Here is a 20387-nt window from a genome sequence, read left to right on the forward strand (position 1 = left end):
ACACACGACCGACCGCCGCCGGCACCATCTCTAAGCGCCCGCAGAACGGGACCGGCGACGCGACTATTCAGAAGTCGGTGTAGTCGGTGAACCGCTCGCCGGTCGCGGGGTCGCCGTGATAGACGGCTGGTCGATCGTTGAGGTTGATGCGGATCGGTCCGGTGTGATCGAAGGTGTCGATATGAACCACCCGGCGATCGTCGCGTTCACCGCGATACACCGTGACCTCGATGTCGTCGCGGGTGATCCGGTCATCGACGAGTTCGGTGCCGCGCAGGAAAACCCGCGCCTTCGTCTCGGGATCGACCGGATCGATGTGCAGCACAGTGTGTCCGGATCGGTCCTGTTCCACGCGAAGAGATCCCCACCGTGCGTCGGCGATGACGATCGGCGTGCCGGTGGTGGACGAATCCGCTGGTGGGGTTGTAATCAGGGCACAGTGAGGTTCACGGTCGTCGGTGAGTGCGCTGATCAGGTGAGGCAGGGCGGCGCGGGCCTCGGCGATTGCCTCGTCGAGAAGATCGGATGCGACATTGCCGAGCTGGTCCTCGAAGGTGGCGTTGGGATCAAAATCTGCTGCGACGGATGCCTCGCCGAGCAGGACACCGGCTTTGTGCACCGACACCGTGATGATCCGGGCGTCGAGTTCGGTGAACAGCCGAGCATCTTCGCGGATCTGGCGCTCGGCTTCGATGTGGGCGGGCCCGCGGGCATACCCGAGTGCCGACAGGTCCGCTCGACGTTGTGCGATGGTGTAGCAGGGCAGAAAGTACCGCGGATAGTTGGTGGGCGCGGCGTGATCGTGGGCAATGACGTCGGGAGACCACGAATTGGTGTACTCGCCCAACCATGACCGGTCCGAATCGTCGTCCGGGGTAGCCCTGGCGGTGACGACGAGGCCGGTCAACTCCGGATCGTCGAGCAGGAAACGAACGGCGTTATCGCCATAGGATTCATAGGTGTGCGCGGGTTCGGGCGTGATCGCGTGACGGTAGGCCGCGGCGGCAGACATCCCGTCGGCGCGGGCAGCCCGATACCGTCGAATTACGTTGTCGTTGAGGGACGACGGAAACATGGGCGAGCCTCCAGTTCTACGCGGCGGGCAAACCGGCCGGCCCAGGCGTTGTCGTGATGGGCAAACTGAACCGGCGACCGTTCGCCGGATGACGGCGGTCGGTGTCGACGGTTGCGGAGGGCCGTTCGGTGAAGTCACACACGACGACTTCGGTGGCTATCGGTCGCTGATGCCAGTCGTCGGTGTAGTAGGTGGTGTCGATGCTGCAGCCGGGCTCGAGCGAGATCCCGGTCGTCGTGTGGAACTTCTGGTACTCGGCGTCCGGGTCGTCGGTGTAACAGCGTTTGCCGCTGTGGCTGAACGGGGCGGACTGTTGTGGCACGAGGAACACGCCGTGGCGGGCCAGCCGTGCCGCGACAGTGATGACGTGGTATTCGAATCGCGGACCGCGGTATCCCGGAGCGTTCATTGTGCGATGGATGGGTCCGAACGGCGGGTTGGCGATAGCGGTGTCGAACGAGCGCAGCCGCATGGAGGGCGCGGTCAGCACGTCGGCGCAGACCCTATCGGAGTACGTGCGGGTTCCCCTCGGGGAAGATGGTCTCCTGTCGTGCTTCGGACCAGGTAACAACGCTGCCGTGAGCCGAAACCACTTCGTGTGAAGGTTTGCCAGTAACTGGCAGATTCTGCGAGTAATCATAGTAATGTGCCGATTCGTGGCAGATTCTCCTTCCGGTATCAGGGTCGTGGGGAGCGCTGTCGGCGAAGCAGAGTCGGCGTCGACTGGCCGTGTTGAGCGGGGCCTGGCCGATGTGGTCACGCTGCAGAGTCGTGTTGCGGCGGCGGCGGATCCGGATGACGCGCAGGCGTTGTTCCAGGACACGCTGGCCGAGTATGTGTGGGCACGGGACGTGGCCGGCTTGGCCGCTTCGACGTTGCAGCACCTGATCCGGCCGGTGGTGGAGATCTGCTCGTTCTACGACTGCGTGCCCTGGGAGTTGACTGCCAAGGAGCTGGATCGTTACTTCACCGGGCCTGGCCGTCGGCAACCCGCGACTGTGCGCAAGAAGCTGAACCAGATCGACGGCTACTTCGCGTTCCTGGAGCAGCGCTACGGCGGAGAGATCAGCCGACGGTTCGGTGCCTCGGTCGAGTCGCCGATCGACGTGTTCAACCGGCCGGTGCACCGCGGCGATTTCGGTTTGCGGATCCCGCCGTCGCAGCGGGCGTTGAAGGAGTTCTTCGCGGCGTGGCGGGCGGATCTGCCTGCGGCACGCAAGTATCCGGTGGCCGTCCGCGACTACGTGATGGCCAAGATCACCTATATCTCAGGGGTTCGAGCCGCTGAACTCTGCGGTGTCCGGCTCGGCGACGTTCACTGGGAAAACGGCCGGTGGGGCCGGTTTCTGGTACGGGGCAAGGGCGCACGGAGATCCGGACCGCGAGAGCGGGAGGCGTTCCTGTTCGCCGAAGGGCGAGAGCTGTTGTGGTGGTACGTGGAAGAGGTCCGGGGAGAGTTCTGCGATGACCCCACCGATCCCTTCGCGCCTTTGTGGCCGTCGGAGCGCCTGCCCGCGGCGGTCGCAGGACTCAATCTGCCGGTGGCGCCACCCGTGACCGCGGGAACGTTCCGCCGGGCGTTGAAGACTGCGGCCGCCGATCGTTTGCGGGGCTCGGTCACGACTTTGCACCCGCATCTGCTGCGTCACGCCTGCGCCACCCATCATTACGAGTCGGGAATGCCGCTCTGGGACGTGCAGAAATTGCTTGGTCACGAGTGGGCGAGCACGACGGTCGGGTACCTCGCTTAACCGTGCAGGCGGATCCGGAACGACACAGCTTGGAATCATCGAATCGTGCGGTCCGACGATTGAGCAGGGAGGTCTGAGTCGATGAAGTGGAATCTCCGGTGGGTGGCCGCCAAACAGGACATCTGGCGACCGACCCAGCTGCAGGCCGCCTTCCAGGAAGTCGGATTCGAACCCTCGTTGTCGAAGGTCGCCGCGTTGTGGTCGAACAAGCCGGTCACCCTCCGCCTCGATGACCTGGACAAGATCTGCGCCGCGTTGAACTGCACGGTCGCCGACCTGCTGGAAGCCGAACCCGAGCACCACCAGGTCCACCAGGACGACCGGTCTCAGGCGGTCGGGGAACAGCGCGCCGAGCGACCGGCCGGACCGACCCCGGGCCCGGCACGCGGCCGGGCGCCTCGTTCGTTGCCGCCGAACTGATCCGGCATGGCATGGAAGTTCTCCCAGGTCAGCAGCTGCGTACGCTGCTGGAGCTGGGGAGAGGTCAACCGGGTCGATGTCTGCGCCCGGTGCTTTGCGTGGAAGCCCGTCGGCGGAAAGTTTGGGCGTTGCCGCCGTTGCCGGCACAGCACCAAGGTCAATCGGGACAGCCTTTGTCGAGGCTGCCTGATCGACATCCGGGCAGGATGCGACCTCGACTGGCTCCGAGCCGAAATGGAGCAAACCCCGACCGGCCGCCCACGGGCCGTTCAACTTGTCCTGCTTCTTGCCGGGGATGTCCAGCCTGAGGCACAGGCGTTGCGCCGTGACCCGGACCGGCGTCAGCGGTTCCGTTTCCCGCGCTGGGCGGAGCCGGCTCGGCTGACGCGGGACGAGCCGGACCTATGCCGTTCGGCGCCGCCCTGCCAGCTCACTCTGTTTCGTCCCCCTCGGACGTTCACCCTCGAGCACGCCCGGCGCATCAGCGATCGACCGATCGCCGACCTTGAGGTGGTGGCCGCCACCATCGCCAAGCTGCGATCCGAACACAGCCGAACCGGCTCCTGGCAGCGCCTGGCCCTACAGATGGCCCGCTTGGCCCTCGCCGCCCGGGACGCCGACCAGCCACGGGTCTACGAACAAGACCTTCACGATCTTCCTGAACTGCGCGGGACGATCAGCGAAGCGCTACGCCGCACCGAGCTGCTGGACGAACTCGAAGTCCGGGCAATACCGAAAGACGGTCTCCGCAGCTGCGAGCACTGCCTGTGCTGGGAGGGCGCCCGCACAAAACGCTGTCGGCAGTGCTGGAGCTGGTCGCAGATCCATCCGGTCGGCACCTGCACGCGATGCCATCGCCACCTGCCGATCAAGAACGATCTCTGCCGGTTTTGCCAGGTCCTGCTGGCCGAATATGCCCCTGAGCAACCCCCGGCCGACCAGCTCTGGTTCGGCGGCGAGCTCGCGCTCACGTTGAACACCCGCAAACTCGGCTACGAGAACCGGGGCAAGGGGCGCAAAGGGCAACGCCTGAAACAGATCGCGGCCGAACGCGAGGCCTGTCGAGCGTTCTCGCCTCACCTGGTCAACCCTCATCAGATCGCGTTGATCGATGACCTGCCACGGGACTGGCGTCAGCTGAACTCGCAGAATCTGCCCGCTTTGACCATCCAGGCCCAGACACTGCTGGATGCCTTCGACCAGCGCGGCCGGGACCAGTCATGGCTTGCACAGACCCGGAACGCGAACACCCGAGTATTGCGAATCCTGCTGGCCTGGCTCGGTGCTGCGGCTCCCATCCACGAAGGCGACGTGAAAGCGCTGGCCTCGTTGGGAATCGGCAGCTACCCGCGGGTCTGCCACTTCCTCCGCGACCACGACCTGCTCCTGCCGGACCCGTCTGGCGAGGACGACACCGACCACCTCGCCGCCCAGCGGCTGATCGACTCCATGCCGACCCAGTTCCAGGGCGACGTGACCGCCTGGACGCAAGTCCTGCGGGGCAGCGGCCGGCTTCGCCATCGGATCCGGGCCTGGTCCACGATTCGGCACTACCTCGGCTACATCCAGCCGACGCTGCAGGAATGGAGCGTCGAGGCCGACTCCCTGCGCGGCATCACCAACGATCAGATCCAAGCGGCCGTCATGAACGCGCCCGCCCCCTCGCGCCGGGCAATTCACGTCGGTCTGCGGTCCCTGTTCGCGGCGCTCAAGCAGGAGCGACGCATCTTCCGCGACCCTGCCCGCGGCGTCCGGCTGCGCACTGCGCCGCCGCTGCCCACCCCCTTGCCTAGCGATCGCCTGAGCGGCCTGATCGACAAAACTGACCGGCCGATGACCCGGTTCACTCTCGCCCTGGTGGCGATCCATGCCCTGGCCACCCAAGACCTTCGGCACCTCCAACTCGACGATCTCGACCGTTCAGCCGGGCGCCTGGTCGTCCGCCGCCCATACACACGCCACGTCGTCTTCCTGGACGAATTCACCCTCACCCTGACCACCGCTTGGCTGCGAGAGCGGAACCGGCGATGGCCACGCAGCACCAACCCTCATCTGCTGGTCACTCAACGCACCGCCGTCGATCCCAGCCACCCGCCCATCAGTCAGTACACCGCGAAGATGATGTTCCGGCCTTTCGGGACCTCGCCCTTGAAACTCCGGGTCGACCGAATTCTGGACGAGGCCCGCCACAGCGCCGACCCCGTTCACCTCCAACGGATCTTCGGGCTGTCCACCAGCACGGCAATCAAATACGTTCGCACCGCCCACCCCGACCTCTTCACCATCGACCCGATCGCCCCCTGACGTCAGCCTGTCAGCGGCCAGCAGTGATCCCGCGTGGACGGACAGTCACGGCGGACATGAGTCTTCCACTCGCGGCCAGTTGGCGGCGTTAGCAATGCACTGGCAACACCCGACTTGCCGAGGTTGAACAAGTGCACCCATTGCCGGAGCGCGAGAAACAACCCAAGTTGTCGGGGCTCTGCCGCACGACCAGCGGCTACTTAGCTCACTCGCACTGACTGTAGTTAGCTTGCTGGGTGAGCTGGCTGGGTCGCGTATCCCTGATCTCGCCGCAAGTGTGCGACTGTTTCGTACGCGTCAATCCTCCAACGTGAAATCTCCGAGATCGGAACTGGCTACCCCGTGGTCGGTCAGTGGTCGAGGTGAGCGAGGACGGCCAGGACGCGGCGGTTGTCGTCTTCGCACTCGGGGAGGTGGAGTTTGGCGAAGATGGCGGCGATGTGTTTGGTGACCGCGCTGGCGGAGATGGTCAGTCGGCGGGCGATGGCGATGTTGGAGCGTCCGGAGGCGATGAGGCTCAGGACTTCGCGTTCTCGGGGGCTGAGGTCGGTGGTGCGGCCGCGTGCGTCGCCTCGGGTCAGTAGTTTGGCGATGACCTGGGGGTCCATCGCGGTGCCGCCGCGGGCGACGGATTCGACTGCGCTGATGAACTGTTCGGCGTTGGACACCCGGTCCTTGAGCAGATAGCCGACCGCGCCGATGCCGTCTGCGAGCAGTTCGCGGGCGTAGAGCTGTTCGACGTATTGGGACAGCACCAGCACCGGGAAGCCGGGTCGTTCGCGGCGTGCCTCGATGGCGGCCTGCAGGCCCTCGTCGGTGAACGAGGGTGGCAGTCGTACGTCGACGATCGCTATGTCGGGCTGGTCCTCGGCCAGGGCCCTGCGCAGGGACGGGGCGTTGTCGACGGCGGCCACGATGGTGAAGCCGTGCTCGGTGAGCAGACGGACCAGCGCGTCCCGGATGAGGAACAGGTCCTCGGCGACGACTACTCGGATCGGATCGCGCACGGCACCTCCAGACGTATGTGGGTCGGGCCGCCGGGCGGGCTGTCGATCGCGATGGTGCCGTCGAAGACCGCCAATCTGCTCCGGATGCCTTGCAGCCCTGTGCCGTTGGCCGGGTCCGCCCCGCCGTCGCCGTCGTCGGTGACATCACAGCTCAGCACACCGTTGCGGTAGCCGAGCGTGACGCGCACGGCGGCCGTACCCGCGTATTTGCCGATGTTGGCGAACAGTTCGTTGACCGCGAAGTAGACCGCTGATTCGACCGCCGGTGCCGGTCGCCCGGTCAGCTCGGAGGAGACCTCGGCATCGAGCAGCGAATCCAGTGCCAGGGCGCGGATCGCGTCGGCGAGGCCCCGGTCGGCCAGGACCGGCGGATGCACGCCGCGCACGAGGTCGCGCAGTTCGTCCAACGCCTGCGACGACGCTTCTCGCGCCGCCGCCACCAGCTGCAGGGCCGCGTCCGGGTCCTCCTCGAACAGCCGCTCGGCGTTACCGAGGCCGATGCCCAGCGCGACCAACCGGGCCTGCGCGCCGTCGTGCAGATCCCGTTCGATGCGGCGCAGTTCCGCGGCCTGCGCGTCGACACTGTCCGCGCGCGTGTCCACCAATGTCTCGACCCGCCGCTCGAGCCGGGTGGTGCGTGACGGCCCGAGCCGGTCGCACGTCCAACGGGCGCGCCGCCGTAGCAGTCCCGGCCCGAGATACAGGCCGAGCGCGATCAACCCGATCCCGACCGGGACGGCTGCCAGCGCGGCGGTCGTCGAGGTCACGTGGATGGGGCCGTAGGCGTTGATACCGCCGGAGCGCGCGTTGGATCGCCACACCCACGGTTGTACCGCCGCGCCGTACAACCCGTACAGCGGCATGCCGAGCGCCAGAGCGCAAGTCCAGGTACCGATGATCGGGTCGACGAACGCCCAGATCACATCCCGCCAGGTGGAGGGTGCCTTCAGCAGCCCGACAGCGCTCGTCTCGTCACCGTAGGGCCTTTCGATGTCTACGCCGAGCCGGCCCGACAGCCACCGGGCCGCGTCCGCGACCGTCCGCAGCAACGCGACCGCTGACGGGAACACGAACCGTCCGACCCCGACCACCATCAGCGCCGCACCGACCAGAACCAGTGCCGCCGCGCCGATTCCGGCGACCGACAGACAGATCATGGCCAGCGCGTACAACGGTGCGGCAAGTCTCGCCCGCATCCCTGTGCCCCCGTTCCGTGCCGGTGGCATCATCGCACGGTCATCCGAAGATCTCATCATCATCTCCGGCGTCCGATCCGCCGGAATACGACCAGGACTACCGAGCCGGCCACGCCCGCAACGCACAGCCACGCGAACAGGTCACCGACCACGCCGTAGACCGTTCGGGTGCCGCGCGTCGGCACGGACACGATCATGCTCTGCTGTGCGGTGCTGAAATAGTTTGTCCTGGCCAGGTTCTGGCCGTACATGTCGACGGTGATGGAGATGCCGTTGCTGGTCTGCCGCACGAGGCTGTAGCCGTTCTCGACAGCCCGGAACACGGCGTTCGCCGCCTGCGCGCGCTCGATTCCCTTCCAGTCGTTGGCGGGAACGAACATGATGTCGGCGCGGGTTCGCAGGGTGCCAGGGAAATCGGCGTCGAAGCAGATGACGTTGGCGAGCCTGCCGTACGGTGTCGCCGACACCGGCGCGATTCCGTCGCCCGGCCGCAGGCTTTCCATGCCGGGCACCGGATGCGCCTTGTCGTAGGTCGACAGCACTTGCCCGTCCGGCGCCACCAGCACGGCGATATCGCGTGAGCGCGGCTGCCGTTGCCCGTCGAGGATCACGGCGATGCCCATGTCGAGGTATATCTGTTTGTCCCGGGCCAGCTCTCGCGCCGTGCGCAGGAACTCCGGATAATCCTCCTCGAGCACGACCGCGGCGGCCTCCGCCCACGCGACGATCTTCGCGCCGCCGTCGGCCTCGGTCCGACTGCGGGCGAACAGGTCCTCGTTGAGCACCGCGAACGCCTGCCGCAGCACCGGTTTCTGCTCGGGCAGCACCTGCGGAGTGTGGAAGTTGTCGATCTCCCGCGCCCGCTCCTCGGCCGGGCGCGACACGCTGATCCCGGCGATGCGGACCAGATTCGGCGCGTCCGATGCCAGGGCCAACCGCAGCCCGCCGCCGAAGAGCACGAGAACCAGCACCGAGACATAGGCCAGGGCCACTGTGCGGATCGACAGCCAATGCCACCGGTGTTCGAGCGCGATGTTCACGATCGGCGCGAGCCATGCCATCAGGAAACTGATCCCGTAGACTCCGGTGACCGAAACCAGTTGCAACAAGGGCAGATTCGCCGACTGCGTCGCGGCCAAGGGCCCGAAGGCTGTCCCGAACGGACTGACCTGCGCCACCAGGAACTCGACTGCCACCCGCGCCGCGGGAAACACCAGTGTCGCCGCAATCGGATTCAACCGCCGCAACAGCAGCCGGTCCACCAGCAGCGGAACACAAAGGACCACGCTCGAAATCGTGGAACCGACCATGATCGGCAGGACCGTGAATCTGCCCGCGGCCGCGACGAAAACCAGTTTCGCGGCCGCCGAGGACAGCGCTACCCACACGAAGCCGGTGAGCACACCGGACCCTCGGGTGAACCGCATCAACGCGATGGAGAACAGCCACCCCGCGACCGGTATCGCCCATTCACCGCTCGTACCGAACAGCCCGAGCACAACACCTGCCACCAGCCAGAGATACCTTCGCCGGCCGGTGGAGAACGACATGTTTGCCATACACCGCAGCCTCCCCGATCGAAGGCCCGCTGCCATTGCAGCTGAATTCCCACATCACCTGTAGTTTTCTCCACTACAAGTACGGGAAGGTCACCACACTGTGCAGGCCCGCGGCAGGTTCACACAGCCCCAATCGGCAACATCAAGCAAGATCATATGAAGAAACAGACTCACGCACTGCCAGCTATTATTGATCTGAAACAGATCGGTTGTGCTGCTTGCTGTTTCGGGTGTGAGTGATGATCTTCGGATGGACAGGCGCGGGCTTACCCGGCTCAGCAGGAGGCATTGCGGAAGCGAGTGATGGGGCGTTGGGGGACGGGATGCCGGCAACGGAGGCGCGGCGGGGTGTTCGGGGTGTCGGCGGGTCGATCCGTAACTGGTACAACAGGTTCACCGAGGCTGTGCCGAGGGTTTGAATTCGCAGCGGCCGGGCCGGCGGGTGGGTGAGAAGAAAGCTGTCGCCATCGCAGGCCGAGGCGCTGGTGGAGGCGCTGATCGTGTTCACCCCTGGAGCATCTGGAATGGGTGTAGCTCGTCCGCGTCCGGCAACTGGAGGAAGTAGCAGGTTTCGTGATCGGCCTCGCATTCCAAGGCGTCGACCCACGCACGGCGGGTACCGCATGTTCCAGCTCAATCCATTCGACGAGCGTAAAGCGGGTTGTACTGGATCCTGAAATCGGCATGATGGTGCGTTCACCGGGCAGCCGTGAGGCGTTCGGCCCGTTGATCTTCCGTGGACTCGCGCTGACCGCTTCGGACCACGCGGGTCGCGGCAATACCGTACGTTCAAAGACCGGCCCGGCCGATCTTCTGACCGTGTCCGGCCGGGCCGCGCAGGCATCGCGATCTATACCGGCGGCGCTCGCCAGGCAAACTCGACCTCGCCGATGCCGCTTCGCGGATTCGGAGATACCGGCACGACTGCAGTGAGACGATCTACGAGCAAAGTCCCTCGCGTGCAAGGAGTTTCCCATGGACCTGTCCTTGTCAACCGAGACCGTGGGCGACCGCACGGTTATCCGGGTTGGTGGCGAGATCGATGAGGACACAGCGCCCAAGCTGCGTGAACAGTTCGTCGAACTGGTCAACGACGGTAGCTATAACCTGGTCGTCGATCTCGAACGTGTGGACTCCATCGAGGACGCCGGAATCGATGCCCTGCTCGGAGGGCAGAAGCTGGTACGCGAGCAGGGCGGCTCGATGCGGCTGGTCTGCAACCAGGAACGGATTCTGAAGATCTTCCGTACCAGGGGCTTGACCAAGGTCATTTCGATTCACACCACAGTCGAAGACGCCGTACAGGCGACCGACTGACACGTGAGCTGTTCGCCCTGCTAACGCTCGGTAATCGGCAACACAGCTCACTTGAGTTGGCCATACCCAACGCACTCTGCGAGCACGGCGACCGCCATTCAGTCCGGCACCATTGGCTAGCGGAGAATTAGCGGGTCTGCGGACGGTTGCTCATCCTCCAACTGTCCGTCAGTGGGGGAGCTTTCACTGGCCGCTGACATCAGCCACGGGCGGTTCCAAACGGGTGGGCAGGCTGGTCGCCTGGAATCTGAACCAGAACCCGCATCAGGCTGGGGTGAATACCCCCCGATGCACCTGTGGGTTCCTGTCATCAGCGTTGCGAGAATTTGCGAACCCGCCCAGTTCAGGTGGCCTCGGGCATGATCCGCATGCCGATCCGGACGTACTCCGGATTGCGTTCCACACAGACGAATTCGCGAAGGCGCTCACCGTTCCAACGGTGGTCGAGGAGGTTGCGGCACGCGAAGCTCAAGTGTCCGATCCCGGCGCAGAGGTCGATGATGTGGGTTCCCACGACGTCGATCCGCATGTCGCCCGCGAGCCCGAGGGGCGTGAAGTACGCTCCGTCCAAACAGTGCTGGGGATTGGCGGCCTCCTGCCAGTGATCCAGGACGAACCTCTTCTCCTCGTCATCGAGATCGCGGTCGGCATCGATCAACAGGCAAGCTTCACGATGCAGCTTGGCTTGGCTCCTGCTCAATGTCGTAGACATACGAACTTCTTTCGTTCAGGCCACGTTGCCGATGGCGGGGAGTGGGGTGCGATGGTGTGCGGAGGCGCAGCGCGGGTGGGCAACGCATCGAACAGGGAAATCTGGTCGGACGCCGGGACGCCGGAGCGCACACCGGTCGCTGCGGTCCGGCGCGGTGGGCGTGGAATCGGTAGCGCGGGAACGGGATCGGACCACAGACCGGGATCGGCGGTGGCCACCCGCTCGGCGCAGGCACGCAACGCATCCATCGCCTTTTCCCGCCAGTACAGGGCATAGCGGAAACAATTTCGGCAATCGGTGATCACGCGTTCGCCGGTGACCGGGTCCGGGCGAGACTGGTGCCCACAGCCAGGCAGCCGGATATGGGCAGTGCGTGAGGTCATCGACCAGGCTTGACTATCACTGCTGTGGAGCAGGTGACCGGTCAACGCGAGTGCATTCAACGACACGCCGTATCCGTGCATTTTCATGCCCAGCGGCGCGAGAGCGGCAAGGACCCGGGCTACGTCTCGGGCGCGGTTCTTGCGGCAGATGCTTCCGATTCCGACCCACCGGGCCGTCAGGTCGATACCGGCCTCGAGGTAGCGGTGGTAGTGCTCGATGTAGTCGTGTGGATGCCAGCCCTGCAACGTGGGCAGCCACGGCACGAAATCGAACTGCTCGGACAGATACAGATAGTTCTCCAGAGTCGCCTGCTGATGCCGGCTTGTGGTCGATCCGGTGAACCGCAGGCATCCGGGTTCGCAGGGCACGTCTTGGATTCCGACGAACAACGGCGGCCCGATGTCCTCGATCAGACGAGTCCACAGCGCCCCGTATTCGTCGGGATGCGCCCACCAGGGATGCCCGCGCGGATCGGCGGTCAGCATGATCGCCGAATACGCTCCCGAGTCCCCGGCATACGGGGCCTGGATCGCTTTGACCGGGAACTTCTCGCCGCGAGAGCGGTAGTGCGCCAGTCTTTTCGCGGACACGAACACCGGCACCGGAGACGTGGTCATCAGACTGGGCTGACCGATCCCCAGGAAGAACAGCATCCGACGGGCCGGGTCGAGATGATCAGCGCTGGTGGTCCACGGTGTGAGCGGTCCCCATGCGGTATCGCACCGTTCGATCGATGCGGCGGGCGTGGACAGCAGCAGGTGCCGCTGATTGGAATTTTGGGTAAGCAGGGAACGCAAAGCACCTCCCAGGAACACTGGGATTTGGGAAATTTCGGACGGGACAGGGCGAATGGAAATCCCGTCGCCGAGAAACGCGCTCTCTCCAAACAGAGGTCGGGTTCGCGGGGTCGGCGGGCCAGCCGTTCAGTCCGCCTTGGCGGCGGAAAAGGGGTGTCAAGCCGCACGCTTTTCGCGGCTTGACACCCCCCGCCGCCAAGGCAGACTGATAAGGCCCGCCGACCCTGCGAAGACTGCCCTGTCGTCTACCTCAATCCGTGTCGTTCTCGCGGAGGAGCATGTGCGTGAGCGCGGCTCCCATTCCGAGCACGACGACCGGTAGGCACGCGACCGTTGTCGTGATCGGCCACGGTGCGATCCGGGTTTCTGCGGCCTGCATCAGGTGGTAGGCGATTTGTCCGGCAGCGCCGAGCGCCAGGCTGCCGATGGCCGACCACTTGGCGTAGTTGACGGTTTTCGCGGTCCGGATGCGACCTGACAACCAGACATACAAGGCGTACGAGGCGTAAGTCTCGACGCCGATCGGCAGGGTGATCGCGGTGTTGAGGCGGGCGGAATCCCAGATGCCCGGCAAGGGGTGGATGACACCGAACCCGGTCAGCTCGCCCAGGCCGACCCAACCGGACCACACCGCCACCGCTGCGGGCAGCGCGATCAGCAGCACGGGCCAGATCCTGACCGGGCGAGACGACGTTCGCGGTGCTTCAGCTGCTGGAGTGCTGCGACCGGATTCGTCGTCGGTGAGGTCGTCAACCGTCAACTCGCCGAATGGTGACGCGTCGACCCGGTGGTCGTCTGGCTCGGGTTCATCGGCAGACGGCGCGTCGATCTCATCATTTGTATGAGCCTCTGTAATTGACGCGTCCACCGGTTGCCGTTCGAACGTTAGTGTCGTCACCTCAGTGAGCGTGTCCTCCCTATCCACGAGACCGACGCGGTCAGGCGACGGGGGAAGGGCGTCGGCGACCGCGGCGGGAGCCTGCCGATCCGGGCCGGCAGGGCGAGACCGGCGTTGGTGAGTTCGCCGCCAATCGTTGACCACGTTCGATGCGTGCTGACGTGAGACCTGCGCTCCGCAGCGTGCCAGCACCGAGCGCACGTCGTCGGTTTTCGGGTTTCCGAACAGCTCGCACACGAGCTGCATCATGTCCTTCTTGGTCGAGCAGCCTTGGAGGGCTGTTCGGAGCATGACATCGTCGGGTGTCGCCTCCAACTGGTTGAAACCTTCGGAAAGCAGTGCCACCGCGCCTTCACTGCCGGGGCGTGTTGTGGGACACGTCGTTTCGATGGTCATAGTGATGTCTCCATCCGGCCCGTTCACGCCGCTGCGGCGAGTGGATGGGGTTCGCCGGTCAAGGTGGCCAGCGCCAAGGCGACTTCCTCGAGGCTGGCCCGGGTGTAGATGACGGTCGAGCCCTCGGATTTCCCTTCGGCGTGCCCGGCGTAGGCGCGGGCGACGGCGAAGCCGAAGTTGCGTTCCACCCACTTGAGGGTCGTGTGCCGCAGCCAGTGGGTGGTGATCTGCTGTTTTTCGACCCACGGCAATTCCAGCTCGATTCGGGTCCACAGTCCGTCGTAGCGGCGTCGGGTGATCGGTTTGCCGTTGCGGTAGCGCAGCAGTGGTTCACCGGGTTGCGCGCCGCGCTCCTTGGCGTGGTGGAGCAGGTTCGCCATCAGGGTGGGCGAGATCGGTTGCCAGCGAGGGATTTTGCCTTTCTCCACGAGGTAGATCAGGGATTGCTGCGGGTCGAGGTCGTCGAGACGCAAACCCAGGGCACCGCCCCGTCGGCAGGCGGTTTCGGCGTGCAAGCGAAGCAGCAGTGTGTCCAGGTCTGGGTCGTTGCCGGTGGTCGCGGCCACTCGCGCGATCTCGGTGAGCTGCTCGAGTGGTAGGCCCCGCCTGGTGGACGGGATGCGGCGCGGTTTGGCGACTCGTTTGGCAGGGTTGTCGCCCGGCCGGAGAAATCCGTCGTTCTCGGCGTGTTTGTAGAGGAATCGCAACGCGCCGATCATCGCTTCGGCGGCTCCGCGGCCGTCGCGGGCGTTGCGGTCGGTCTTGGCGTTGCGGCGTGCCTGCTCACGCATTTCGGTGATGTCGGCGATCGTTGGTTCGTCGATGCGCCGGTCGCCCCATTCGCGTTCGACTCGTTTCCAATGGGTGTTGAACGTGCGCAGGGTCGAGGCAGCGGCGACCCTGGTCCGCACGGTGGGGATGTACTCGGCGAACGTCGGCGCGGTCGGGCGGACGTCGAGGAGGTCGGCCGCGGTGATGCCCATGCGCGCGAGCAGGGTGCGCGCGGCATCGAGTTCGGCCGCTGTGATGGCGGGGGTGAAGGTCGTCATGACTGTTCACCGCCGTCGATGCGGTCGCGGATGTCTGCGACGATGTCGGCGAGGGCGATCTGGCAGACGATGATCAGTCGCCGCTGGTCGGGATGGGCGGCCAGCAGTACACGGTCGCCTTTGCGCAGCCGGATCGCCTTGCGGATGTCGGCGGGGATGCAGAGTTGGCCGTTGCGTGCGATCGCGTGGCCGCCGGGCTCGCCGTCGGTGACCAGCAGTACGCCGGGCGCGGCCGGCCGGATCCGGACCGGGGTGCCCGGGTCCCAGCCCAGCGAGCCGAGCACCGCGCGTTCGGCCAGGCGGCCGGCGTGGTTGACCAGCACGGATCCGTAGACGACACGAATCCGGTCCAGCGAGGTCGGCTGCATCCGCTCCAACCGCCCACCCCGCAGGCGCGTCGGCGGGATGCCCGAGTCGGGCGGCGCAACACGGTGATCGACTGTCGTCCCTGATTCGGGCAGGGCGAACGGGAAGAGGCCGCGGAGATGATCTGGCGTGTCTGAAGCGTGTTCTAGCGCGCTAGAACACGAGATACGGGAATGGTGTCCAGAAACACCGGAATTGTGCGCCATCAGGGACTTGAACCCCGAACCCGCTGATTAAGAGTCAGCTGCTCTGCCAATTGAGCTAATGGCGCTTGCTCCGTGTTCCGGTGCGGGACAAACCTTAACAGGCCGAGGCGGCAGATGTGAAATCGCCTCCTGACCGGGGGCGATAACGGTTCGGTCGGGGGTGTTAACGCCGAACCCGGCAGTTCGGATCTATCCCGTGTAACACGTCTGTGTCGACGCGGCATTCGCGTTGGTGTGAGCACCTCGCACTGGCAGAATGACCGAACGTGGTTTCGACCGCTCCGCAGGCACGGCGGGTTGAGCTGTGAGCGGTTGGGATCCGAAGCCATCGGTGCGCTTCTGGTGCACCGGGACTTGAAACGGGGTTTGTGATGAGCGTTGGTCGAGGTCGGCGTCGGTGGATACGGAATATCACCGCACCTGTCGTGGTGTTGGGGGTGGCCGCGCTGGTCTTATCGGGGTGCTCGTCGTCGAACACGCCGGACACGTCCTCGGTCGCCATCGACCGTAACCCGCTGCTCGAGCTGATCAAGCCAAAACTGTTGTCCCCGATCAAAGATGGCGAGATGGGGGTCTCGCCGGGCGTGCCGCTGGCGTTCCAGGTGGAGGACGGCAAGTTCACCAACGTCACCTTGGTGAATGCGCAGAACCAGCCGGTGGGCGGCGGCAGGCTGGCCGCCGACGGCCGGTCCTGGGAGACCACCGAGGTGCTCGGTTACGGCAAGCCCTACCGGCTCAAGGCCGATGCGATCGGTCTCGGCGGCGCCAACTCCACCATGCTGAGCTTCACCACCAGCTCGCCGGACAGCCAGACCAAGCCGTATCTGCTGCCCGGTGAGGGTGAGGTGGTCGGCGTCGGCCAGCCGGTGGCGGTCCAGTTCGACGAGACCATTCCGGACCGCAAGGCCGCCCAGGATGCGATCAAAATCACCACCGAGCCCGCCGTGGAGGGCGCGTTCTACTGGGTGAACAATCGCGAAGTCCGGTGGCGTCCCGAGAATTTCTGGGCGCCGGGGACGAAGGTCACCATCAATGTGAACGTGTATGGCCGTGATCTCGGCAACGGTCTGTTCGGCCAGGACAACCTCCAGTCCTTCTTCACCGTCGGTGACGCGACGATCTTCACCGCCGACGACGACACCAAGCAGGTGACGGTCGAGCAGAACGGTCAAGTCGTCCGGACCATGCCGACCTCGATGGGCAAGAACAGCACGCCCACCGACAACGGCATCTACATCGTCAGCGACCGGCTCGAGAAGATCATCATGGACTCCTCGACCTACGGTGTGCCGGTGAACTCGCCGGACGGATACAAGACGCCGATCGACTTCGCGACCCGAATCTCCTACAGCGGCATCTTCTTTCACTCCGCGCCGTGGTCGGTCGGGCAGCAGGGTTACAGCAACACCAGCCACGGTTGCCTGAACCTGAGCCCCGCGAACGCGCAGTGGGTCTATCAGAACGCCAAGCGCGGCGACATCACCATCATCAAGAACACCGTCGGCGGAACCCTTTCCGGCCTGGACGGTTTGGGCGACTGGAACATCCCGTGGCCGGTGTGGAAGGCGGGCAACGCCGACCCGCGTTGAGCGACAACGTAAACGGGCCACCAGCACCCGCTGGTGGCCCGTTCGCTGTCTTCGATCAGGGGAGCATATTGCAGCCGAGATGCGCGTCGCCGATGATGGCCATCGCGCTACCCGTCGCAATGCACGCCAGCTTGCCGCCGGACCCACTGCCCGACGACCCCGTGCCGACGAGCCCGCCCGCCGATCCACTCGACGCCGAACCCGAGTCCGGCATCCCCGGCAGCCCGATGCCCGCTGCCGCGGTCCCGGTGGCTCCGGTGAAAAGGGTGGCGCCGAAGAAAGCTGCGATAACCGCGGAACGCATCACGACCTGTTGTCTCTCTGGTCAAACCGGGGTGGTGCCCCAGCGACACCGCCCACGCGCCGGAGTCTACGGACGCGTCGCGCGATCCGTCCCACAATCGGAAGAAGAGTGTTTCACATTGTGACCCGCGGTCGGGCCGGGCAAATGAAACGGCCCAGGTTGCGGATTTCTCCACAACCTGGGCCTCTCAGGGTGACCGACGGGACTCGAACCCGCGACAGCCAGGATCACAACCTGGTGCTCTACCAACTGAACTACGGTCACCATCACCGGCTGAACACCGGCGCCGTCGATATTAGCGTGTTACCCCTTCGTCTCCCTAATCGGTTTCCGACGCGGCGTTGACCTGGGTCGATGCGGGGGGTGCCGCGGCGTTGCTGATCTCGGCGGCGACCGCGGCGATCTCGCTGGTGGACGGTCCGGGGGGTGCGACGAAGGCGGTGCGGCGGTAGTACTCCAGCTCGCGGATGGATTCCTGGATGTCGGCCAGCGCGCGGTGCGACAGGCCCTTCTCCGGCTGGCCGAAGTAGATGCGCGGGTACCAGCGGCGGCACAGCTCCTTGATCGAGCTGACGTCGATCATCCGGTAGTGCAGGTGGGCGTCCAGCGCGGGCATGTCCCGGGCGATGAAGCCGCGGTCGGTGGCGATCGAGTTACCGGCCAGCGGCACGGTGCCCGCGGTGGGCACGTACTGCTTGATGTAGTCGAGCACCTGCTGCTCGGCCTCGGCCATGGTGACGGTGGAGCGGCGCACCTCTTCGGTCAGCCCGGAGCGCGCGTGCATCTCGACGACCACCTGCGGCATCGCGGCCAGCGCCGCGTCGTCGGCGTGGATCACCACGTCCACGCCCTCACCCATGATGTTGAGGTCGCTGTCCGTCACGAGCACGGCCACCTCGATCAGCTTGTCGCTGTCCAGGCGAAGGCCCGTCATCTCGCAATCCATCCACACCACATATTTGTCCGACACGGCAGCAACATTAGCTCTGTCTGATTTGCGACGCCCGCGACGCCGCACCTTCCCGCCGTGTCCGATTTGCGGCGCTGCCTGCTCGCGGCCGTGGATGTGGCGCGAACGAGCGCTGTTCGGTCTCCCAAAAGCCGGACTCGCGGGGATACAGTTTCTGCAGATCGGCACAGGCGTTTTCGGTACGACAGCAAACACTGCGTTAGCAGTTCGAGTCAGACCAGACGGAGGACGTGCGATGACCACCCCCCAGGAGAAAGCGGCCGCGGCGCGTAAGGCCGCCGAGGAGGCGGCGAAAGTCGCAGCAGAGGCTGCTGCTGCCGCGGAAGCCGCGGAGCGCGAGCTGGCGGAGCAAGAGGCCGGTGAGAGCGGGGCGCATGCGAAGGCGAAGGCCGAGAGCGCGGCGGCCAAGGCCGACCAGACCGCCGCTGCCGCCGCCGAAGCCGCGACCAAGGCCGAGCAGAAGAAGGCCGACGCCGACGCGGCGGGCAAGAGCGATAAGCCGAGCGGGGGATCGGCTGCCGCGCAGGAGATCGCCGCCGGGTACGCGTTCGACGGGGTGGCACTGGAACTGGGCACCGTCGTAGTCGACGGCGAGGTGGATCCCGCTGCGCGCGTGCGCATTCCGATGCGCACCATGAACCGGCACGGCCTGGTGGCAGGCGCGACCGGCACCGGCAAGACGAAGACGCTGCAGGGCATCGCCGAACAGCTGTCGGCCGCAGGCGTTCCCGTGGTGCTCGCCGACATCAAGGGCGACCTGTCCGGTCTGTCGCAGCCGGGCGCGACCAACGACAAGCTGAGCGCGCGCGCCGCCGAAACCGGCGCCGAGGACTGGAAGCCGACCGGCTTCCCGACCGAATTCGTCTCGCTCGGCACCAACGGCATCGGCGTCCCGATCCGCGCCACCATCACCTCGTTCGGCCCGGTGCTGCTCAGTAAAGTGCTCGGGCTCAACGAGACTCAGGAATCCACCCTCGGGCTGATCTTCCACTGGTCCGACAAGAACGGCCTCGCACTGCTCGACCTCAAGGACCTGCGCGCGGTGATCACGCACCTCACCAGCGCCGAGGGCAAGGAAGATCTGAAGGGCATCGGCGGCGTCTCCGCGGCCACCGCGGGCGTCATCCTGCGGTCGCTGGTGAACCTGGAGGCCGACGGCGGCGACACGTTCTTCGGTGAGCCGGAACTGGATCCGAGCGATCTGGTGCGTGTCGCGGGCGGGCAGGGTGTGATCACGCTGTTCGAGCTCGGCGCGCAGGCGGCGCGGCCGGTGATGTTCTCCACCTTCCTGATGTGGGTGCTCGCCGACCTGTTCCAGACGCTGCCCGAGGTGGGCGATATCGATAAGCCCAAGCTGGTCTTCATCTTCGACGAGGCGCACCTGCTGTTCGCGGACGCCTCGAAGGCGTTCCTGGACCAGGTGGAGCAGACCGTCAAGCTGATCCGCTCCAAGGGCGTCGGCGTGTTCTTCTGCACGCAGCTGCCCACCGACATCCCGAATCAGGTGCTGTCCCAACTGGGTGCGCGCATCCAGCACGCACTGCGCGCTTTCACCCCGGACGATCAGAAGGCGCTGTCCAAGACGGTGCGCACCTACCCCAAGACCAGCACCTACGACTTGGAGAAGGCACTCACCTCGCTCGGCACCGGTGAGGCTGTGGTGACGGTGCTTTCGGAGAAGGGCGCGCCGACTCCGGTGGCGTGGACCAGGATTCAGCCTCCCCGCTCACTCATGGACACCATCGGCGACGACGCGATCAAGTCGCGCGCACTGTCCAGCTCGCTGCACAGCAAGTACGGCCAGACCATCGATCGTGAATCGGCCTACGAGATCCTGGCCGCGAAAGTCGCCGCGGCAGATCAGGGTCCGCAGTCCGCACCGGCTCCCGGTCGTTCGTCGAAGGCCGAAGAGGATTCGACTGCCGAGCGCATCATGAAAAACCCTGCGGTCAAGAGCTTCCTGCGCTCCGCGGCCACCGCCGCCGGACGCGAGATCAGCCGCAGCATCTTCGGCACCCGCAAGCGCTGACAGCCGCATTCCCGCACCTGGAATCGCCTGCAATTCCAGGTGCGGGAAGCCAAAAGGC

General features: G+C 65.6%; 19 protein-coding genes and 2 tRNA genes. 7 read left to right on the forward strand and 14 right to left on the reverse strand.

The window, feature by feature from the left end:
* Positions 1-67: 67 nt before the first annotated feature.
* Positions 68-1075 carry a hypothetical protein gene (locus tag ACQPW1_RS11640; protein ID WP_433662733.1) on the reverse strand — a complete coding sequence of 336 codons (1008 nt, stop codon included), beginning with the start codon at positions 1073-1075 and terminating at the stop codon, positions 68-70.
* Between the two features lie 16 nt (positions 1076-1091).
* Positions 1092-1565: a hypothetical protein gene (locus ACQPW1_RS11645; RefSeq protein ID WP_433662734.1), complete on the reverse strand. Its 474-nt coding sequence runs from the start codon at positions 1563-1565 to the stop codon at positions 1092-1094.
* A 166-nt stretch (positions 1566-1731) separates the two neighbouring features.
* Between ACQPW1_RS11645 and ACQPW1_RS11650 the strand changes: the two genes are divergently transcribed.
* From ACQPW1_RS11650 to ACQPW1_RS11660, 3 genes are all read left to right on the forward strand, one after another.
* On the forward strand, positions 1732-2826 hold the full coding sequence (locus tag ACQPW1_RS11650) for a tyrosine-type recombinase/integrase (RefSeq protein WP_433662735.1): 1095 nt from the start codon (positions 1732-1734) through the stop codon (positions 2824-2826).
* An 81-nt stretch (positions 2827-2907) separates the two neighbouring features.
* A complete protein-coding gene (locus ACQPW1_RS11655) occupies positions 2908-3246 on the forward strand; it encodes a helix-turn-helix domain-containing protein (protein WP_433662736.1) in 339 nt (112 codons plus the stop codon).
* Between the two features lie 234 nt (positions 3247-3480).
* Complete coding sequence (locus ACQPW1_RS11660; RefSeq protein ID WP_433662737.1) at positions 3481-5550, forward strand: hypothetical protein; 2070 nt, start codon at positions 3481-3483, stop codon at positions 5548-5550.
* Between the two features lie 350 nt (positions 5551-5900).
* Here the strand turns inward: ACQPW1_RS11660 and ACQPW1_RS11665 are convergent, their stop codons facing one another.
* Genes ACQPW1_RS11665 through ACQPW1_RS11675 form a run of 3 tightly spaced genes read right to left on the reverse strand, consistent with a single transcriptional unit; the run spans position 5901 to position 9312 of the window.
* The gene (locus ACQPW1_RS11665; protein WP_433662738.1) at positions 5901-6557 is read right to left on the reverse strand and encodes a response regulator transcription factor; all 657 of its coding nucleotides are present in this window, start codon (positions 6555-6557) and stop codon (positions 5901-5903) included.
* Positions 6536-7753 carry a sensor domain-containing protein gene (locus ACQPW1_RS11670; protein WP_433662739.1) on the reverse strand — a complete coding sequence of 406 codons (1218 nt, stop codon included), beginning with the start codon at positions 7751-7753 and terminating at the stop codon, positions 6536-6538. Before ACQPW1_RS11670 ends, ACQPW1_RS11665 begins: the two co-directional genes overlap by 22 nt.
* A 59-nt stretch (positions 7754-7812) precedes the next feature.
* Positions 7813-9312 carry a nitrilase-related carbon-nitrogen hydrolase gene (locus ACQPW1_RS11675; protein ID WP_433662740.1) on the reverse strand — a complete coding sequence of 500 codons (1500 nt, stop codon included), beginning with the start codon at positions 9310-9312 and terminating at the stop codon, positions 7813-7815.
* 573 nt (positions 9313-9885) lie between these two features.
* Here ACQPW1_RS11675 and ACQPW1_RS11680 point away from each other — a divergent pair.
* A complete protein-coding gene (locus tag ACQPW1_RS11680) occupies positions 9886-10245 on the forward strand; it encodes a hypothetical protein (RefSeq protein WP_433662741.1) in 360 nt (119 codons plus the stop codon).
* A gap of 42 nt (positions 10246-10287) precedes the next feature.
* Complete coding sequence (locus ACQPW1_RS11685; RefSeq protein WP_433662742.1) at positions 10288-10629, forward strand: STAS domain-containing protein; 342 nt, start codon at positions 10288-10290, stop codon at positions 10627-10629.
* A gap of 343 nt (positions 10630-10972) precedes the next feature.
* Here the strand turns inward: ACQPW1_RS11685 and ACQPW1_RS11690 are convergent, their stop codons facing one another.
* The 6 genes from ACQPW1_RS11690 to ACQPW1_RS11715 all read right to left on the reverse strand — a co-directional run bounded on the left by ACQPW1_RS11690 (position 10973) and on the right by ACQPW1_RS11715 (position 15502).
* On the reverse strand, positions 10973-11341 hold the full coding sequence (locus ACQPW1_RS11690) for a hypothetical protein (protein ID WP_433662743.1): 369 nt from the start codon (positions 11339-11341) through the stop codon (positions 10973-10975).
* The gene (locus tag ACQPW1_RS11695; protein ID WP_433662744.1) at positions 11326-12522 is read right to left on the reverse strand and encodes a DUF7221 family queuine tRNA-ribosyltransferase-like protein; all 1197 of its coding nucleotides are present in this window, start codon (positions 12520-12522) and stop codon (positions 11326-11328) included. The genes ACQPW1_RS11690 and ACQPW1_RS11695 overlap by 16 nt, the downstream gene beginning before the upstream one ends.
* Before the next feature lie 250 nt (positions 12523-12772).
* Positions 12773-13282 carry a hypothetical protein gene (locus tag ACQPW1_RS11700; RefSeq protein ID WP_433662745.1) on the reverse strand — a complete coding sequence of 170 codons (510 nt, stop codon included), beginning with the start codon at positions 13280-13282 and terminating at the stop codon, positions 12773-12775.
* A 557-nt stretch (positions 13283-13839) separates the two neighbouring features.
* Positions 13840-14865, reverse strand: a complete 1026-nt coding sequence (locus ACQPW1_RS11705) for a tyrosine-type recombinase/integrase (RefSeq protein ID WP_433662746.1) — start codon at positions 14863-14865, stop codon at positions 13840-13842.
* Positions 14862-15242: an AbrB/MazE/SpoVT family DNA-binding domain-containing protein gene (locus ACQPW1_RS11710; RefSeq protein WP_433662747.1), complete on the reverse strand. Its 381-nt coding sequence runs from the start codon at positions 15240-15242 to the stop codon at positions 14862-14864. The genes ACQPW1_RS11705 and ACQPW1_RS11710 overlap by 4 nt, the downstream gene beginning before the upstream one ends.
* Before the next feature lie 187 nt (positions 15243-15429).
* A tRNA-Lys gene (locus tag ACQPW1_RS11715) sits at positions 15430-15502 on the reverse strand.
* A 306-nt stretch (positions 15503-15808) separates the two neighbouring features.
* Here ACQPW1_RS11715 and ACQPW1_RS11720 point away from each other — a divergent pair.
* Positions 15809-17026, forward strand: a complete 1218-nt coding sequence (locus tag ACQPW1_RS11720) for a L,D-transpeptidase (protein ID WP_433662748.1) — start codon at positions 15809-15811, stop codon at positions 17024-17026.
* Between the two features lie 55 nt (positions 17027-17081).
* On the opposite strand, the gene ACQPW1_RS11725 is transcribed toward ACQPW1_RS11720, so the two are convergent.
* The 3 genes from ACQPW1_RS11725 to orn form a co-directional block, all read right to left on the reverse strand.
* Positions 17082-17330 (reverse strand): hypothetical protein, encoded by a 249-nt coding sequence (locus ACQPW1_RS11725; protein ID WP_433662749.1) that lies wholly within the window; start codon positions 17328-17330, stop codon positions 17082-17084.
* A gap of 191 nt (positions 17331-17521) precedes the next feature.
* A tRNA-His gene (locus ACQPW1_RS11730) sits at positions 17522-17594 on the reverse strand.
* A gap of 55 nt (positions 17595-17649) precedes the next feature.
* Entirely contained in the window at positions 17650-18300 is a 651-nt protein-coding gene (gene orn, locus ACQPW1_RS11735; RefSeq protein ID WP_433662750.1) for an oligoribonuclease, read from the reverse strand.
* Between the two features lie 235 nt (positions 18301-18535).
* Here orn and ACQPW1_RS11740 point away from each other — a divergent pair, with 235 nt between their 5' ends.
* Positions 18536-20329, forward strand: coding sequence for a helicase HerA-like domain-containing protein (locus tag ACQPW1_RS11740; protein ID WP_433662751.1), 1794 nt, complete (start codon positions 18536-18538; stop codon positions 20327-20329).
* Positions 20330-20387 lie beyond the last annotated feature (58 nt).

It is taken from the genome of Nocardia sp. CA-128927 (assembly GCF_050955855.1).
GTDB lineage: Bacteria > Actinomycetota > Actinomycetes > Mycobacteriales > Mycobacteriaceae > Nocardia.

Bases quoted from the DNA above. Each gene is read 5' to 3' on its own strand.
- ACQPW1_RS11655 (WP_433662736.1), top strand. From the start codon at position 2,908: ATGAAGTGGAATCTCCGGTGGGTGGCCGCCAAACAGGACATCTGGCGA.
- ACQPW1_RS11670 (WP_433662739.1), bottom strand. From the start codon at position 7,753: ATGCGGGCGAGACTTGCCGCACCGTTGTACGCGCTGGCCATGATCTGT.
- ACQPW1_RS11690 (WP_433662743.1), bottom strand. From the start codon at position 11,341: ATGTCTACGACATTGAGCAGGAGCCAAGCCAAGCTGCATCGTGAAGCT.
- ACQPW1_RS11640 (WP_433662733.1), bottom strand. From the start codon at position 1,075: ATGTTTCCGTCGTCCCTCAACGACAACGTAATTCGACGGTATCGGGCT.
- ACQPW1_RS11740 (WP_433662751.1), top strand. From the start codon at position 18,536: ATGACCACCCCCCAGGAGAAAGCGGCCGCGGCGCGTAAGGCCGCCGAG.
- ACQPW1_RS11720 (WP_433662748.1), top strand. From the start codon at position 15,809: ATGAGCGTTGGTCGAGGTCGGCGTCGGTGGATACGGAATATCACCGCA.
- ACQPW1_RS11685 (WP_433662742.1), top strand. From the start codon at position 10,288: ATGGACCTGTCCTTGTCAACCGAGACCGTGGGCGACCGCACGGTTATC.
- ACQPW1_RS11725 (WP_433662749.1), bottom strand. From the start codon at position 17,330: ATGCGTTCCGCGGTTATCGCAGCTTTCTTCGGCGCCACCCTTTTCACC.
- ACQPW1_RS11675 (WP_433662740.1), bottom strand. From the start codon at position 9,312: ATGGCAAACATGTCGTTCTCCACCGGCCGGCGAAGGTATCTCTGGCTG.
- ACQPW1_RS11660 (WP_433662737.1), top strand. From the start codon at position 3,481: ATGGAGCAAACCCCGACCGGCCGCCCACGGGCCGTTCAACTTGTCCTG.
- ACQPW1_RS11705 (WP_433662746.1), bottom strand. From the start codon at position 14,865: ATGACGACCTTCACCCCCGCCATCACAGCGGCCGAACTCGATGCCGCG.